Consider the following 16,066-nt stretch of genomic DNA (forward strand, 5'->3'; position numbering starts at 1 on the left):
ATACTCAATGAAAATCAAAGAGCAAACTAGGAAGCTAGCCGCAGGTTGCTCAAAACACAGTTTTGAGGTTGTAGATAAGACTGACGAAGTCAGTGACCATATCTACGGTAAGGCGACGCTGACGTAGTTTGAAGAGATTTTCGAAGAGTATTAGCCAATCTTATGCTGTTTTTTCCAAGATTGAATAGCCCATTTATGGCTACCACGTTTGAGGTTCTCAATAGCCTCGTCAATAGGGAACCAGGCAATATGATTAAAGTCTTCTAGTGGTTTTTGAACTTCCTTGAAAGAAGTCGCTTCATAGAGGTAGGCAGGATTGTAGTAGTAGGTATCACGGTGACGAGAGTAGAAATATTCGTCAGCTTGTCCGTAATAAGTACCAATTTCAGCTGTGAAACCAAGCTCTTCAATCAATTCACGCTTTAGGGCTTCCTGATGATTTTCACCTGATTCAATTTCGCCACCTGGTAAGAACCAAGCACCATTAGGAGCTTGAACTAAAACTATTTGTTTTTGTTCAGCGTCAGGGATAACTGCATACACTCCATAGCGTGTAACATAGTCTGTATTTGCTTTTTTTTCTCCGAAAGTTGGGTTTGCCATTGCATTTTCCTCATTATCTATTATCTTTATTATTATCTTAATGGACAAAGGGCAAGCTGTCAAGAAATTACAGTTATTTTAGTAAAAAAGAAGCAGAAAAATTTCATTTTCTACTCCTTTTCTATAGGATTTATACTTCTTTTTCAGAAGTTTTTACTTCAGCTTTTTTGGCAGATTTGATTTGAATCTTGCCTTTGCTGGTCATAACTGCCTTGAGGTCTTTTTCGCTTGGATTTTCAAGGTAGTAGTCAGTGATTGCGTCTTCAATATAGTCTTGAATAGTGCGGCGAAGTGGGCGTGCTCCCATTTTTGGATCATAACCGAGGTCAACCAACTTTTCCTTGACCTTGTCAGTTACATCCAAATGAATGTTATTGCTAGAGAGGCGCTTGTTAACATCTGCTAGCATGAGCTCGACAATCTGAAGGAGGTTATCCTTGCTGAGAGCCTTAAATTCGATAATACCATCAAAACGGTTCATAAACTCTGGGCTAAAGAAGTTACCGAGTTCACCGAGGACGGAGTTTGTACGTCCTTCTCTAGTAGCCCCAAATCCAACGCTGGCTTCGACCTTACCTGTACCTGCATTTGAAGTCATGATGATGATGGCATCCTTGAAGCTAACGGTACGTCCTTGCCCATCTGTCAAACGACCATCGTCCAAGACTTGAAGGAACATGTGCATAACATCAGGATGGGCTTTCTCTACTTCATCCAAGAGAATAAGAGAATATGGATTGCGGCGAACTTTTTCAGTTAATTGCCCAGCCTCATCGTAGCCAACATAACCTGGAGGAGCGCCGACCAACTTAGCTACGCTGTGTTTTTCCATGTATTCGCTCATATCAAAGCGAATCATACTATCAGCAGAACCAAAGAGTTCGATAGCTAGTTGTTTGGAAAGTTCTGTCTTACCGACACCAGTTGGTCCGACAAAGAGGAAGCTTCCAATTGGACGGTTTGGCGTACCGAGACCGACACGGTTTCGGCGAATAGCTTTAGCTATCTTATCAACTGCATCGTCCTGTCCAATAACATGAGACTTGAGATCTTCGGCTAGATGGATGAGTTGAGATTGTTCTTTCTCTTTCAAATCACCAACAGGGATATTGGTTTTCTGCTCAATAATATGCTCAATGGTTTTCTCGCTGATGATAGGAGTATCTTGGTCTGTGACTTTTTTCTTTTGCATTTCCTTATACTTGGCAATCTGGTCGCGGAAATAGGCCGCCTTCTCAAAATCTTCCTCCCGCGTAGCTTGAGATTTAAGATTTTCAGCCTCAATCAAGCGTTGATCAATGACTTTAGGATCCACAAAATTTAAGGTCAAGTTCATCTTAGAACCTGCTTCATCTAGGAGGTCAATGGCCTTGTCAGGCAAGAAGCGATCTTGGATGTAGCGATTAGAAAGAGTTGCAGCTGCTTCAATTGCAGCATCGGTATACTGAACGTGGTGGTAGTCTTCGTATTTCTTTTGAATCCCTTTGAGGATAATAATCGTTTCCTCCACAGTTGGTTCATCAACTTTAACAGGCTGCATACGACGCTCTAAGGCAGCATCCTTTTCAATGATACGGTATTCATTGAGGGTAGTGGCACCGACCAGTTGCAGTTCCCCACGAGCAAGGGCGGGCTTGAGGATATTTCCTGCATCCATATTTCCATCGCCTGCAGAACCAGCACCGACAATTTCATGGATTTCATCGATAAAGAGGATGATGTCCTCACGTTTGCGAATTTCTTCCATGAGTTTTTGCATGCGTTCTTCAAATTGTCCTCGGATCCCCGTTCCTTGAACTAGGCTAACCACATCCAGACGGATGACTTGTTTACCTTGGAGTTTATGTGGAACATCGCCATCAACGATTTTCTGAGCTAGACCTTCGACAACGGCTGTTTTTCCGACACCTGGTTCGCCAATAAGAACAGGATTATTCTTGGTTCTGCGATTGAGAATTTCGATGACACGGATAATCTCATCGTCGCGGCCAATAACGGGGTCAATATCTCCAAGACGGGCAATTTCAGTTACGTTGATACCAAATTCTTCTAGCAGGCCTTTTTCTTGGCTTGGAGGCGGAGTTTGAGCAGGTCCACGATTTTGGGAACCATAACCGCCATTTCCACCGTAACCTCCACCTGATTGGGTTGGGGGAGTCGGAGGAGTATTGCTAGAAGGTCTGAAATTGTTTAGATCATTGAAGAAATCACCAAAGGGGTCAAAGTCACGATTGTTCAAATCTGTCATTCCTTTAAAGAGACTGTTGTTAGGATCTGTTTTGATAATCTTGTAGCAGTTTTGACAGAGGTCAATTTGTTTTTGTTTTCCATTGAGATTGGTGTAAAGATGAATTGTTGAGTCGTTGATTTTACAGTTTTGACAAAGCATACATCTACCTCATTTCTTTCTTTAGCTTGACCTGTTTAAAGGTCAAAAATAGTCAAATTTCTATACTCTCATTATAACAGGATTGGGGTGTAAAGCAAGTAAAAAGATTGCAGCTTTGAGAAGTTGTTACAACGAAGATCTTTGTGAATTTGGACTATAAAAAAAATCCTATTTGTGAGACAAAAAGGATTTTGGTTAGACATGCAGGGACAATCCCAGCTTGTTTTAGATTAGTAGAGAAGTTCGTAAATCTCCATTGCAATCAAGTCAATGCTGTCAAACGTATACGTTTCGCGAGCTTCGACATCACGAAGGGTAAAGATTGAGCCGTTTTCTTCGTCGTGGCTGTATGCAACTTCTGCAACAACAACTCCTTCGCGTTCAAAATTACGTTTTAAATTTCCGCCATCGTTTGCCATTGCTTCAAGGCGGTTGATGATTCTAACCAAATGTGATTCCATTTTGATTCTCCTTCATTTCTTATCGTTACTATTTTACCATAAAGGAGGCCAACTTGACTAGAAAAAACTAAGATTTCTCGCTAATTCTGCTAGTTTAAAGATTTTTAAATAAATTGGATAAAAGATTTGAATTTTAATTCAAAACATGTTATAATCATACAGTACTCTATTTTAGAAAGCAGTGTGACTATGAATTTTTCTTTTTTACCGAAGTATTTACCTTATTTTAACTATGGGGCTGTTGTGACGGTTCTCATTTCTATCTGTGTTGTCTTTTTGGGAACTATTTTGGGGGTTGTCTTGGCTTTTGGGCAACGATCAAAGTTTAAACCGCTTGTTTGGCTGGCCAACTTGTACGTTTGGATTTTCCGTGGGACGCCAATGATGGTTCAGATTATGATTGCCTTTGCTCTTATGCATATCAATGCTCCGACTATTCAGGTTGGAATTTTAGGTGTTGATCTTTCTCGTCTGATTCCAGGGATTTTGATTATCTCTATGAACAGTGGTGCTTATGTTTCTGAGACTGTTCGTGCTGGAATCAATGCAGTTCCAAAAGGTCAGCTAGAAGCGGCTTATTCGCTAGGGATTCGTCCTAAAAATGCTATGAGATATGTGATTTTGCCACAAGCAATCAAAAATATTTTGCCAGCATTGGGGAACGAATTTATCACCATTATCAAGGACAGCTCCCTCTTATCAGCTATTGGGGTCATGGAGTTGTGGAATGGGGCTACAACAGTTTCTACAACAACCTATCTACCTTTAACACCACTTTTATTTGCAGCCTTTTATTACTTGATTATGACTTCTATTTTGACAGTAGCCTTGAAAGCTTTTGAAAAACGTATGGGACAAGGAGATAAGAAATAATGACAGAAACCTTGATAAAAATTGAAAATTTACATAAATCATTTGGAAAGAATGAAGTATTGAAGGGCATCAACCTCGAGATTCAAAGAGGAGAAGTTGTCGTTATCATCGGTCCTTCGGGGAGCGGGAAATCTACCTTGCTTCGCTCTATGAATTTGTTGGAAGAAGCAACTAAAGGGAAGGTTATCTTTGAGGGAGTCGATATTACGGACAAGAAGAATGACCTCTTTGCCATGCGTGAGAAGATGGGCATGGTTTTCCAACAATTCAATCTCTTTCCTAATATGACTGTGATGGAAAATATCACCTTGTCTCCTATCAAGACCAAAGGTGAAAGTAAGGAAGTTGCAGAGAAGAGAGCTCAGGAACTTTTGGAAAAAGTTGGTTTGCCAGATAAGGCAGATGCTTATCCACAGAGTTTGTCAGGTGGGCAGCAACAACGGATTGCCATCGCGCGTGGGTTGGCAATGGAACCAGATGTTTTGCTTTTTGACGAGCCAACTTCAGCCTTGGACCCTGAGATGGTAGGTGAGGTATTGGCTGTTATGCAAGACCTTGCCAAGTCAGGAATGACCATGGTTATCGTAACGCATGAGATGGGATTTGCCCGTGAGGTGGCAGACCGTGTCATCTTTATGGCAGACGGTGTGGTTGTTGAAGACGGAACACCTGAGCAGATTTTTGAACAAACCCAAGAACAACGAACTAAAGACTTCTTGAGTAAGGTTTTATAATCTATTTTAAAATTTCAAGACAAGATTAGTGAAAAGCTCGACCAGAGCTTTTTCTTATAGTTTGAAACTATAGGATTGCCTAGGAAAGAAGTGTTAGAGGGTGTTGGCAGTTTTTGGTATAATGGAAAATATTTGAAAGAAAAGAGAAGTGATATGACACAGATTATTGATGGGAAAGCTTTAGCGGCCAAATTGCAGGGGCAGTTGGCTGAAAAGACTGCAAAATTAAAGGAAGAAACAGGTCTAGTGCCTGGTTTGGTAGTGATTTTGGTTGGGGACGATCCAGCCAGCCAAGTCTACGTTCGCAACAAGGAGAGGTCAGCTCTTGCGGCTGGTTTCCGTAGCGAAGTAGTGCGAGTTCCAGAGACCATTGCACAAGAGGAATTGTTAGACCTGATTGCTAAATATAATCAGGATCCAGCTTGGCATGGGATTTTGGTCCAGTTGCCATTACCAAAACACATTGATGAAGAGGCGGTTCTATTGGCTATTGACCCAGAAAAGGATGTGGATGGTTTCCATCCTCTAAATATGGGACGCCTTTGGTCTGGACATCCAGTCATGATTCCATCAACACCTGCAGGAATTATGGAAATGTTTCATGAATATGGGATTGACTTGGAAGGTAAAAATGCGGTCGTCATCGGTCGTTCCAATATCGTTGGAAAACCTATGGCCCAGCTTCTTTTGGCAAAGAATGCTACAGTGACTTTGACCCACTCACGCACCCATAATCTCGCTAAGGTTGCTGCAAAAGCGGATATTCTTGTGGTCGCAATCGGTCGTGCTAAGTTTGTGACTCCTGATTTTGTCAAACCAGGTGCGGTAGTCATTGACGTTGGGATGAACCGCGATGAAAATGGTAAGCTCTGTGGTGATGTTGATTATGAGGCGATTGCCCCACTTGCTAGCCACATCACGCCAGTTCCTGGAGGTGTTGGTCCTATGACCATTACTATGCTGATGGAGCAAACTTATCAAGCAGCACTCCGGACATTGGATAGAAAATAAGAGAAAAATCGCTGAAGAGAGTGTATTTTCTATAGCTATATCTGAAATGGCAGAAATGAGTATTAAATTTTAGATATAAGATTACAAAAGGAGGTCTGCGCCTCCTTTTTGTTGTATAATGGAGTGAGGTGATTAGATGATTTTAAAAATTTATAATGGGGAATATAGTTTACAATGGGATGGAATATACTACTTAGCACTAATTGATTATCCAAATATTCAAGAATGGGAATTAGAAAAAATTGCTAAATTTATAGCTTACGAAAAACTTCATAAACGTCAAACAAGTATTGAGTGTGCTGATTCTTGTTTAAAAAAAGAGATTTTAGATTACATCTTTCAGCATCCCTTTCTGCCACCATTTACCCCTATAGATAAAAGAGTAGCCTCGACTTATGATCTACATAAGAGGTTAGTGACTTCAGACTACTGTAGTCATACTACGACTATAGATGCAGCGATTTCTATCTTTAAAACAGGTCAGCTCTTATCTGCTGTGAAAGCCTTTGGGCGAGATGCTGAGGAGTTGGTTTTGGATAGTAGAAATGCTGCATCGGATCCGATAGATTATTTTGACTATGTCATGTTAGGGTGGTCAAATACAAGTTCTGGTTATCGATTAGCGATGGAGCGTTTATTAGGTCGAGCTCCTTCAGAGAAAGAATTACAAGACAAGTTTATTCCTGGAGTGAGTTTTCATTTTATCTATACAGATTTGATTAAAGTTACTGGTTATATTTTTGATGGCTACCATGTTGCAAAAATTAAGGACATGTTGAATTTATTTAGTGAGTTGTATATTTGTATTATTCCAACTCATAATAAGAGCCAATTTGAAAATATTATTCCAAGTCAATTACTGGATAGGGTGTATTATCTTGACCATGCTGGAGAAGACTTAGAAGAGTGGACTAAGAAAGTCTATCAAGTTGTTTTAAAACAATCAGATAAAGGATAGTTGAGGAAAAAACGATGAAAGTGATTGATCAAGCCTTACTAGAAAAAGTTATTATTGAACGTTCTCGTACAAGTCATAAAGGAGACCACGGTCGTCTGCTGTTGCTGGGTGGGACTTATCCTTATGGGGGAGCTATCATCATGTCAGCCATTGCAGCTGTTAAAAGCGGTGCAGGATTGGTGACCGTTGGAACGGACAGGGAAAATATTCCAGCTCTGCACAGCCATTTACCAGAAGCTATGGCCTTTTCTCTGCAAGACCAGCAATTGTTAAAAGAGCAATTGGAGAAGGCTGAAGTTGTCTTGCTGGGGCCTGGTTTAGGAGACGATGCTTTTGGAGAAGATTTAGTTAAACAGATCTTTGCTAGCTTAAGCCAAAATCAGATTTTGATTGTAGACGGAGGGGCCTTAACCATCCTTGCTAGAACAAGATTGTCATTTCCTTCGAGTCAGTTTATCCTAACTCCCCACCAAAAAGAATGGGAAAAGCTGTCTGGTATTGCTATTGAAAAGCAAAACGAAGATGCAACGGCTAGTGCCCTAACTTCCTTCCCTCAAGGAACAATTTTGGTAGAGAAAGGTCCAGCTACTCGTATTTGGCAAGCTGGCCAATCTGATTATTGCCAGTTACAGGTTGGCGGTCCCTATCAGGCGACTGGGGGAATGGGAGATACTCTTGCTGGAATGATTGCAGGATTTGCAGGCCAATTCCGACAGGCCAGTCTCTACGAGCGTGTGGCAGTAGCGACCCATCTTCATTCAGCTATTGCTCAAGAACTAGCTCAAGAACATTATGTGGTCTTGCCAACGGAAATTAGTAATTGTCTTCCTAAAGTAATGAATAAAATATAATGGATTGAATCTAGAATAGTACACAACTAATTCTAAAACCTGTATAGAAATTAATTTGAATTCACAAATCTTTTTGTTCATATCTTATTTCAATTCACTATATCTCAAAAAAGACTGGGATAAAATTCAATTTTAGGAGAAAACGAAGTAAATATTACCACAATAAAACGCATAATATCAAGTTTTTTTAATACCTGATACTATGCGTTTTTGACTTTACAGCCTTTTTGGTCTGTTTCTATTTTGGAGTAATCTTTTGCTCAGTATGTTTTATAATTTCTCGTTGATAAATCGGATAAACTGATTCCACCAAACTTTTAAGAAGAAAGCTTTTTCAACTTTCTTTTCTGCTACCATTTCGAAACTAGGATGTTCTGTGGTAATGTAACCTTGACCAATCAAATCCTTGTCTTCGTAAGTCAAATGGCCAACCACTGTTCCAGCTTCAAGTGGTGCGGGGATTGCTTTAGAATCAGGTGTGAATTGAACAGATTGGGAAGATTGATTCCCACCACGTTCAATTAGATAGATATCCTCTGGGGCCACTGCAGTGACCGTATCTTCTTTTCCATCTTGTACGGGGACTTTACTATCTTGATAGGCATCGCCTTGTTGAACGATTTTGCGAAGTGTAAATGTAGAAGAAATATAATCCATTAGGGAAGATGTAGCTGTAAAACGAGAGTAAGGATTATTATCTTGATGATCTGCATTCAAAATAACAGTGATAACCCTCATGCCTTTTTCGACAGTAGTACCAACAAAAGACTCTCCAGCCTTATCTGTTGTTCCTGTTTTCAGTCCATCAAAACCACCACGGTAAGCAGGCATACCTTCTAACATGTAGTTGGTCGAAGTGATTGTCATTCCAGCAAAAGTAGAAGAAGGTTTTTTCGTGATTTCCAAGACTTGTGGGTATTTTTTGATGAGGTTACGAGCAACGATAGCAACATCATAAGCGCTGAGCTTATTTTCATCATCTTTATTAGACCCTGGGTAAATGTTATCTCCTAGAGTCTCGTTGTTAAGACCAGTTGTATTGACAACGGTGGCATCTTTGATTCCCCATTCCAAGAGTTTGGCCCGCATCATATCAACGAAGTCTTTCTCTGAGCCAGCAATTTTCTCAGCTAGGGCAATAGCGGCACTGTTGGCACTAGATACCAGAGTTGCTTCAAGCAACTCTTCGACAGTATAATTACGAGCCTCCATAGGAACATTACTGGCTTCAGAATTTGTAGTCAATTGATAAGGATAATCAGAAATATCTACTGGGGTGGATAGTGTAATACTTCCATTTTCGAGTGCCTCATAGACCAGGTAAACGGTAAGTAGTTTTGTTATGGAAGCAATTTCGACAGGTTGCGTTGCATCTTTTTCATATAGAATTTTACCAGTATTGGCCTCAACAGCAATCGCATGTTTAGCAGCAATATTAAAATCTTGGGCAGCAACAGTAGATGCTGACCCAATTACGGATAGACTTAAGAGAGTTAAAATGATTTTTTTCATAGTAAGTTTATTCTAACATAAAGAAAAAAATATTCCCAGTTTCATGATAGAAGAAAGAAGCTTTTTTGAAAGTATGGTAAAATAGATGAATGGAGGTAGCTCATGTTTCGTAAGAATAAATTATTTTTTTGGACCAGTGAGATTTTATTATTAACAATCATTTTTTATTTATGGAGAGAGATGGGGGCTATTATCACGCCTTTTGTAAGCGTCGCAAACACCATCATGATTCCTTTTCTTCTAGGTGGTTTTTTATATTATTTGACCAATCCTATTGTAAATTTTTTACAAAAATATTTTAAAATTAATCGTATCATTGGTATTCTACTAACCTTGTGTGCCTTGGTTTGGGGGCTTGTCATTGGGGTAGTCTATCTCTTACCGATTTTGGTTAATCAGTTGACCAGCTTGATTGCGACTAGTCAGACTATCTACAGTCGTTTACAAGATTTGATTGTGGATTTATCTACTTATCCAGCCTTTCAAAATTTAGATATTCAAGCGACTATTCAACAGTTAAACCTATCCTATGTAGATATTTTACAAAATATACTAAATAGCGTTACCAATAGTGTCGGAAGTATCCTATCAGCTCTCTTTAGTACTGTTTTGATTATTATTATGACCCCTGTGTTTTTGGTTTATTTTTTGTTAGATGGTAACAAATTTTTACCGATGCTTGAACGTACTGTTTTAAAGAGAGATAAGTTGCATATTGCAGGTCTTTTAAAGAATTTGAATGCGACAATTGCTCGCTATATTAGTGGAGTCGCAATTGATGCCATTATTATCGGTTGTTTGGCCTTTATCGGATATAGCGTGATTGGTTTGAAATACGCTTTGGTTTTCGCCATCTTTTCAGGATTGGCCAATCTCATTCCTTATGTGGGACCAAGTATTGGCTTGATTCCGATGATTATTGCCAATGTCTTTACTGATCCTCATAGAATGCTAATTGCGGTTGTTTACATGCTAATCATTCAACAAGTGGATGGAAATATCCTCTACCCTCGAATCGTTGGTGGCGTGATGAAAGTCCATCCAATAACAATTTTAGTATTACTTTTGTTATCAAGTAATATCTATGGGGTCATTGGCATGATTGTCGCAGTACCAACTTATTCTATCTTAAAAGAGATTTCTAAGTTCTTGTCACGTTTGTATGAAAATCATAAAACAATGAAAGAACGAGAAAGAGAATTAGCTAAGTAAAAGTCAGGAAATTCCTGATTTTTCTTTTTCTTTAGGTAAATTATAGGAGTAGAAGTGCCATTTAGATTAGCCGATTAAGAATAATTCACAAAAACTTTGTAAAACACTTGCAATTTAGCTGAAATTTGATAAAATAGTAAGGAAAGTTAGACTGTATTGCCTACTGTCTATCTATAAAATATATTTTATTGGAGGCTTTTACTCAAATGGCAAAAGAAAAATACGATCGTAGTAAACCACACGTTAACATTGGTACTATCGGACACGTTGACCACGGTAAAACTACCCTAACTGCAGCTATCACAACTGTTTTGGCACGTCGCTTGCCTTCATCAGTTAACCAACCGAAAGACTATGCGTCTATCGATGCTGCTCCAGAAGAACGCGAACGCGGTATCACAATCAACACTGCGCACGTTGAGTACGAAACTGAAAAACGTCACTACGCTCACATCGACGCTCCAGGACACGCGGACTACGTTAAAAACATGATCACTGGTGCTGCTCAAATGGACGGAGCTATCCTTGTAGTAGCTTCAACTGACGGACCAATGCCACAAACTCGTGAGCACATCCTTCTTTCACGTCAGGTTGGTGTTAAACACCTTATCGTCTTCATGAACAAAGTTGACTTGGTTGACGACGAAGAATTGCTTGAATTGGTTGAAATGGAAATCCGTGACCTATTGTCAGAATACGACTTCCCAGGTGACGATCTTCCAGTTATCCAAGGTTCAGCACTTAAAGCCCTTGAAGGTGACACTAAATACGAAGACATCGTTATGGAATTGATGAACACAGTTGATGAGTACATCCCAGAACCAGAACGTGACACTGACAAACCATTGCTTCTTCCAGTCGAAGACGTATTCTCAATCACTGGACGTGGTACAGTTGCTTCAGGACGTATCGACCGTGGTATCGTTAAAGTTAACGACGAAATCGAAATCGTTGGTATCAAAGAAGAAACTCAAAAAGCAGTTGTTACTGGTGTTGAAATGTTCCGTAAACAACTTGACGAAGGTCTTGCCGGAGATAACGTAGGTGTCCTTCTTCGTGGTGTTCAACGTGATGAAATCGAACGTGGACAAGTTATCGCTAAACCAGGTTCAATCAACCCACACACTAAATTCAAAGGTGAAGTTTACATCCTTACTAAAGAAGAAGGTGGACGTCACACTCCATTCTTCAACAACTACCGTCCACAATTCTACTTCCGTACTACTGACGTTACAGGTTCAATCGAACTTCCAGCAGGTACTGAAATGGTAATGCCTGGTGATAACGTGACAATCGACGTTGAGTTGATCCACCCAATCGCCGTAGAACAAGGTACTACATTCTCTATCCGTGAGGGTGGACGTACTGTTGGTTCAGGTATGGTTACAGAAATCGAAGCTTAATTCGATTTAGTTCCCAGAAGAACAATTATTTAAGTCAGACACTAAAAGAACCTTGCTTTGCAAGGTTCTTTTTTTCGAATATTGAACTAATACTCAATGAAAATCAAAGAGCAAACTAGGAAGCTAGCCGAAGGCCGCTCAAAACATGTTTTTGAGGTTGTAGATAAGACTGACGAAGTCAGTAATCATATATACGGCAAGGCGAAGCTGACGCGGTTTGAAGAGATTTTCGAAGAGTATAAAATTGAATTGCTTATAAAAAAGCTCTATACACTAGATGTGCATAGAGCAATTGGGCTTTATTTGATATAGAGTTCTTGATTTTTTAGGATAATTTCACGGACACTTGCGAATTTCTTGAGTTTTTTAAGCTCTTCTGGATGAGTGACTAGAGTGATAACATAACCTTCCTTGCCCATACGGCCAGTACGGCCAGCACGGTGTGTGTAGGTTTCGATATCTCTCGGGACATCAAAGTTTACAACACATTCGAGGCTATCGATATCAATTCCACGAGCCAGAAGGTCAGTTGCAAGAAGCAGGGTTAGTTGCTTGTCTTTAAACTTTTCTAAGATGACTTTTCTAAATTTGACATTGACATCACTAGCGAGGGAAACAGCCAAGATATCCCGATACTGTAGTTTTTCTTCTGAACTTCCAAGGTCTGATAGGCTGTTAAAGAAGACCAGACCACGGAAATCCTCAACATGAGCCAGTTTTCGTAGCATATCCACTCGGTGACGTTGATCTACCTGCATGTAGAAATGCTGGATATTGTCCAATTTTTGGTCAGAGAGATCAATGGTACGTGTGTTAGGCGCAATTTTCTTTTGGTCAAACTTGGTTGTCGCACTCATATAGACAAGTTGGTGGTCACGAGGTGCGTAGTGAGTAATTTTCTCGACAAAGTGTATCTGAGAATCATCGAGCAATTGGTCAAATTCATCTAGAATGATGGTTTCCACATTCATCATCTTGATTTTTTTCAATTTAATTAGTTCAAAGATACGGCCAGGGGTTCCAATCAGAATTTCTGGTCCTTTTTTTAGGCGTTCAATCTGGCGTTTCTGACTCGAACCTGATAAGAAGAGTTGGGCAGTTAAGTCGATAGCTTCAGCCCACGTTTTACATACATCAAAAATCTGTCCAGCAAGTTCTGTATTTGGTGCTAGAATCAAGAGTTGTTGGGCTTTTTTCTTTTGTAGTCTGAGAAGACTTGGTAGAAGGTAAGCTAGGGTCTTACCAGTTCCTGTTGGGCTCACTCCTAGAAGATTTTCTCCAGCAAGAAGGGGCTCAAATAGTTGAGTTTGAATGGAGGTGAATCCTTGGAAACCGAGTTGGTCACTCAGTTCTTGCCATTCAGTCGGTAGTTTAGTTTTCATTTTCTGCCTCAAATCTAATGCCAGCAGTCTGGCGCATAGTAAATAGTAGTTCATGAACAGAACTTGCATCTTCCAGCCAAGTTTGGTAGAGATTCAGATCTGGTTGCTGGATCATGTGTGCAAATGCAGCGACTTCCTCAGTCATTGTATGAGGAGCCTGTTGGATAGGGAGTTGGACTTGATTGCCTTGATGGTCAGTAAAAATAGCCGAGCGAATATGCTCAATCGTATTGAGGGTCAAGGTACCATCTGTCGTATAAATTTCGCAAGGAAGATTGGAAGTGATGTTTTTCCCAGCTTTGATATGAACTTGAAAGTCTGGGTAGAAGAGGATTCCGTCACCATTTAGGTCAATGCTATTGTCAAGCTGTTGCCCCTGATAGGATGCATCCTTAGCTTTTCCAAAGAGACGAACGGTAGCGTAGAGGGGATAAATCCCTAAATCCATAAGAGCTCCACCAGCAAAACGGTCTGAAAAGACATTTGGTGTCTGTCCAGCCAACAAATCTGGCATTTTGGAAGAATACTTGGCATAGTTGAAATCTGCTCCCAAAATTTGTTTGTCTGCTAAAAAGTTTTTGATGATAGTGAAAGCTTTTTCATGGTAATTACGAGCTGCTTCGAAGATAAAACAGTGATTTTTATTAGCTGTTTGAATCAAATCCAGCCATTCTTGTGTCTGCGTGACAGCTGGCTTTTCAAGAATGACGTGTTTACCAGCAGTCAAGGCAGCTTTTGCCTGAGCAAAATGCAAGGAGTTTGGACTGGCGATATAGACTACATCAAAGGAGCTCTTAAAGAAGTCCTCTACTTGATCGAATAGTTGGATATTTTCATAGCGAGAAGCAAAGGTTGCTGCAGTTTCTAGTTTTCTAGAATAGACTGCGACCAACTGATATTCTCCACTGGTATGGGCTGCTTCTATGAAGTGATAGCTGATAGCGCCAGTTCCGATGACACCTAATTTTAGCATAAATACTCCTTTTCCAATTTTAAATCCTTCTTTCATTATAACATAGATAGACGTGACTATCCAACAAGGGGTAAAAAATTTCAAATAAGCTACTAGGACTTTCCCAAAGAAAGTGGTACAATAATGAGATGAGTAAATGAAATGGGAGGAAAAATGAGGTTACTACCTATAAGAAAAATATCACGTCAGTCTAAGAGGCTAGCGCTTTTTTTGACTTTTTGTGCAGGATATGTAGATGCCTATACTTTTATTGTGAGAGGGAATACTCTTGTAGCTGGACAAACTGGGAATGTCGTCTTTCTATCAGTGGAACTCATTCAACACAATGTCTCAGATGCCAGTGCCAAAGTAATGACCTTGCTAGCTTTTATGATGGGGGGTCTTTTTACTAACTGTTTATAAGGAAAAATTGAGAATTGTAAAAAAACCTATTTTATCATTGATTCCTTTGGCAATCCTATCAATCATTATTGGTTTTGTACCACAGACTGTAGATAATATCTATCTAGTACCGCCTTTGGCCTTTTGTATGGGGTCGGTGACAACTGCTTTTGGAGAAGTATCGGGGATTGCTTATAACAATGCATTTATGACAGGAAATATAAAACGGACCATGCTGGCTTTTGGAGATTATTTCAGAACTAAGCACACTCCTTTTTTGCGTGAAGGTTTCATATTTGTTAGCTTGCTTGCTAGTTTTGTCCTTGGTGTTGTATTTTCAGCCTATTTGACGATTTTTTATCATGAAAAGACTATTCTTGGTGTTCCTATTATGATGAGCATTTTTTACCTCAGTATGCTTTTTGCTTCATGGCAGAAAAAAGTAAAAGAAAAAGCTTCATTTTAGGTGTTATTACTTGTAAGAAAACAGGAGATATGCTATACTTTAAGAGTTGACTATGCACGTTCCTGTGCAACCGCACGAACATCGTCGCTTGATTATTCAAGTTTAAGTGGTTCGTCCCACGATGCTAGGCGAGTCTTCACAAAAAATTCGGGGAAACCCATAAAAATCATAGGAGGTGCATAATGAGCACATACGCAATTATCAAAACTGGCGGAAAACAAGTTAAAGTTGAAGTTGGTCAAGCAATTTACGTTGAAAAATTGAACGTTGAAGCTGGTCAAGAAGTTACTTTTAACGAAGTTGTTCTTGTTGGTGGTGAAAACACTGTTGTCGGAACTCCACTTGTTGCTGGAGCTACTGTAGTTGGAACTGTTGAAAAACAAGGAAAACAAAAGAAAGTTGTTACTTACAAGTACAAACCTAAAAAAGGTAGCCACCGTAAACAAGGTCACCGTCAACCATATACAAAAGTTGTCATCAACGCAATCAACGCTTAATTTTAAGGAGAACACATGATACAAGCAGTCTTTGAGAGAGCCGAAGATGGCGAGCTGAGGAGTGCGGAAATTACTGGACACGCCGAGAGTGGCGAATACGGCTTAGATGTCGTGTGTGCATCGGTTTCTACGCTTGCCATTAACTTTATCAATTCCATTGAAAAATTTGCAGGCTATGAACCAATCCTAGAATTAAACGAAGATGAAGGTGGCTATCTGATGGTTGAAATTCCAAAAGATCTTCCTTCACACCAGAGAGAAATGACCCAGTTATTTTTTGAATCATTTTTCTTAGGTATGGCAAACTTATCGGAGAACTCTTCTGAGTTCGTCCAAACCAGAGTTATCACAGAAAACTAA

General features: G+C 39.8%; 16 protein-coding genes, 1 pseudogene and 1 other annotated feature. Of the genes and pseudogenes, 11 read left to right on the plus strand and 6 right to left on the minus strand.

What is annotated here, in order from left to right; genetic code table 11:
• Window positions 1–150: 150 nt before the first annotated feature.
• The 3 genes from ADH54_RS00385 to ADH54_RS00395 form a co-directional block, all read right to left on the minus strand.
• Window positions 151–603: an NUDIX hydrolase gene (locus ADH54_RS00385; RefSeq protein ID WP_049523356.1), complete on the minus strand. Its 453-nt coding sequence runs from the start codon at window positions 601–603 to the stop codon at window positions 151–153.
• 130 nt (window positions 604–733) lie between these two features.
• Window positions 734–2,992: an ATP-dependent Clp protease ATP-binding subunit gene (locus tag ADH54_RS00390; RefSeq protein WP_049523357.1), complete on the minus strand. Its 2,259-nt coding sequence runs from the start codon at window positions 2,990–2,992 to the stop codon at window positions 734–736.
• Window positions 2,993–3,222: 230 nt separating this feature from the next.
• A complete protein-coding gene (locus ADH54_RS00395) occupies window positions 3,223–3,453 on the minus strand; it encodes a DUF1797 family protein (protein ID WP_000443574.1) in 231 nt (76 codons plus the stop codon).
• Window positions 3,454–3,642: 189 nt separating this feature from the next.
• Here ADH54_RS00395 and ADH54_RS00400 point away from each other — a divergent pair, with 189 nt between their 5' ends.
• From ADH54_RS00400 to ADH54_RS00420, 5 genes are all read left to right on the plus strand, one after another.
• Window positions 3,643–4,326 carry an amino acid ABC transporter permease gene (locus tag ADH54_RS00400; RefSeq protein ID WP_001011642.1) on the plus strand — a complete coding sequence of 228 codons (684 nt, stop codon included), beginning with the start codon at window positions 3,643–3,645 and terminating at the stop codon, window positions 4,324–4,326.
• The gene (locus tag ADH54_RS00405) at window positions 4,326–5,060 is read left to right on the plus strand and encodes an amino acid ABC transporter ATP-binding protein (RefSeq protein ID WP_049523359.1); all 735 of its coding nucleotides are present in this window, start codon (window positions 4,326–4,328) and stop codon (window positions 5,058–5,060) included. The genes ADH54_RS00400 and ADH54_RS00405 overlap by 1 nt, the downstream gene beginning before the upstream one ends.
• A gap of 153 nt (window positions 5,061–5,213) precedes the next feature.
• Window positions 5,214–6,071 (plus strand): bifunctional methylenetetrahydrofolate dehydrogenase/methenyltetrahydrofolate cyclohydrolase, encoded by an 858-nt coding sequence (locus ADH54_RS00410; RefSeq protein ID WP_049523444.1) that lies wholly within the window; start codon window positions 5,214–5,216, stop codon window positions 6,069–6,071.
• Between the two features lie 136 nt (window positions 6,072–6,207).
• Window positions 6,208–7,029 carry a hypothetical protein gene (locus ADH54_RS00415; protein ID WP_049523360.1) on the plus strand — a complete coding sequence of 274 codons (822 nt, stop codon included), beginning with the start codon at window positions 6,208–6,210 and terminating at the stop codon, window positions 7,027–7,029.
• Window positions 7,030–7,043: 14 nt separating this feature from the next.
• Complete coding sequence (locus ADH54_RS00420; RefSeq protein WP_000863005.1) at window positions 7,044–7,880, plus strand: NAD(P)H-hydrate dehydratase; 837 nt, start codon at window positions 7,044–7,046, stop codon at window positions 7,878–7,880.
• A 270-nt stretch (window positions 7,881–8,150) separates the two neighbouring features.
• Here the strand turns inward: ADH54_RS00420 and pbp3 are convergent, their stop codons facing one another.
• Window positions 8,151–9,392 carry a D-alanyl-D-alanine carboxypeptidase PBP3 gene (gene pbp3 / locus ADH54_RS00425; protein WP_000720659.1) on the minus strand — a complete coding sequence of 414 codons (1,242 nt, stop codon included), beginning with the start codon at window positions 9,390–9,392 and terminating at the stop codon, window positions 8,151–8,153.
• A gap of 102 nt (window positions 9,393–9,494) precedes the next feature.
• Between pbp3 and ADH54_RS00430 the strand changes: the two genes are divergently transcribed.
• From ADH54_RS00430 to ADH54_RS12305, 3 genes are all read left to right on the plus strand, one after another.
• Entirely contained in the window at window positions 9,495–10,604 is a 1,110-nt protein-coding gene (locus ADH54_RS00430; protein WP_049523362.1) for an AI-2E family transporter, read from the plus strand.
• Between the two features lie 206 nt (window positions 10,605–10,810).
• Window positions 10,811–12,007, plus strand: coding sequence for an elongation factor Tu (tuf, locus tag ADH54_RS00435; RefSeq protein WP_001040726.1), 1,197 nt, complete (start codon window positions 10,811–10,813; stop codon window positions 12,005–12,007).
• A 96-nt stretch (window positions 12,008–12,103) separates the two neighbouring features.
• The gene (locus ADH54_RS12305; RefSeq protein WP_049523364.1) at window positions 12,104–12,319 is read left to right on the plus strand and encodes a hypothetical protein; all 216 of its coding nucleotides are present in this window, start codon (window positions 12,104–12,106) and stop codon (window positions 12,317–12,319) included.
• Here ADH54_RS12305 and ADH54_RS00445 read toward each other — a convergent pair.
• Both ADH54_RS00445 and ADH54_RS00450 read right to left on the minus strand, forming a co-directional pair.
• Window positions 12,307–13,389, minus strand: coding sequence for a DEAD/DEAH box helicase (locus ADH54_RS00445; RefSeq protein WP_049523366.1), 1,083 nt, complete (start codon window positions 13,387–13,389; stop codon window positions 12,307–12,309). The genes ADH54_RS12305 and ADH54_RS00445 overlap by 13 nt on opposite strands.
• On the minus strand, window positions 13,379–14,362 hold the full coding sequence (locus ADH54_RS00450) for a Gfo/Idh/MocA family protein (RefSeq protein ID WP_049523368.1): 984 nt from the start codon (window positions 14,360–14,362) through the stop codon (window positions 13,379–13,381). The genes ADH54_RS00445 and ADH54_RS00450 overlap by 11 nt, the downstream gene beginning before the upstream one ends.
• 141 nt (window positions 14,363–14,503) lie before the next feature.
• Here ADH54_RS00450 and ADH54_RS00455 point away from each other — a divergent pair.
• The 3 genes and pseudogenes from ADH54_RS00455 (at window position 14,504) to ADH54_RS00465 (ending at window position 16,066) form a co-directional block, all read left to right on the plus strand.
• Window positions 14,504–15,209, plus strand: a pseudogene (locus ADH54_RS00455) (YoaK family protein).
• A 58-nt stretch (window positions 15,210–15,267) separates the two neighbouring features.
• Window positions 15,268–15,355 (plus strand) — a sequence feature (ribosomal protein L21 leader region).
• 36 nt (window positions 15,356–15,391) lie between these two features.
• Complete coding sequence (rplU, locus tag ADH54_RS00460; RefSeq protein WP_000109137.1) at window positions 15,392–15,706, plus strand: 50S ribosomal protein L21; 315 nt, start codon at window positions 15,392–15,394, stop codon at window positions 15,704–15,706.
• A gap of 15 nt (window positions 15,707–15,721) precedes the next feature.
• Window positions 15,722–16,066 carry a ribosomal-processing cysteine protease Prp gene (locus ADH54_RS00465; RefSeq protein WP_000613699.1) on the plus strand — a complete coding sequence of 115 codons (345 nt, stop codon included), beginning with the start codon at window positions 15,722–15,724 and terminating at the stop codon, window positions 16,064–16,066.

The organism is Streptococcus pseudopneumoniae, from assembly GCF_001072315.1.
Taxonomy (GTDB): Bacteria; Bacillota; Bacilli; order Lactobacillales; family Streptococcaceae; genus Streptococcus; species Streptococcus pseudopneumoniae_R.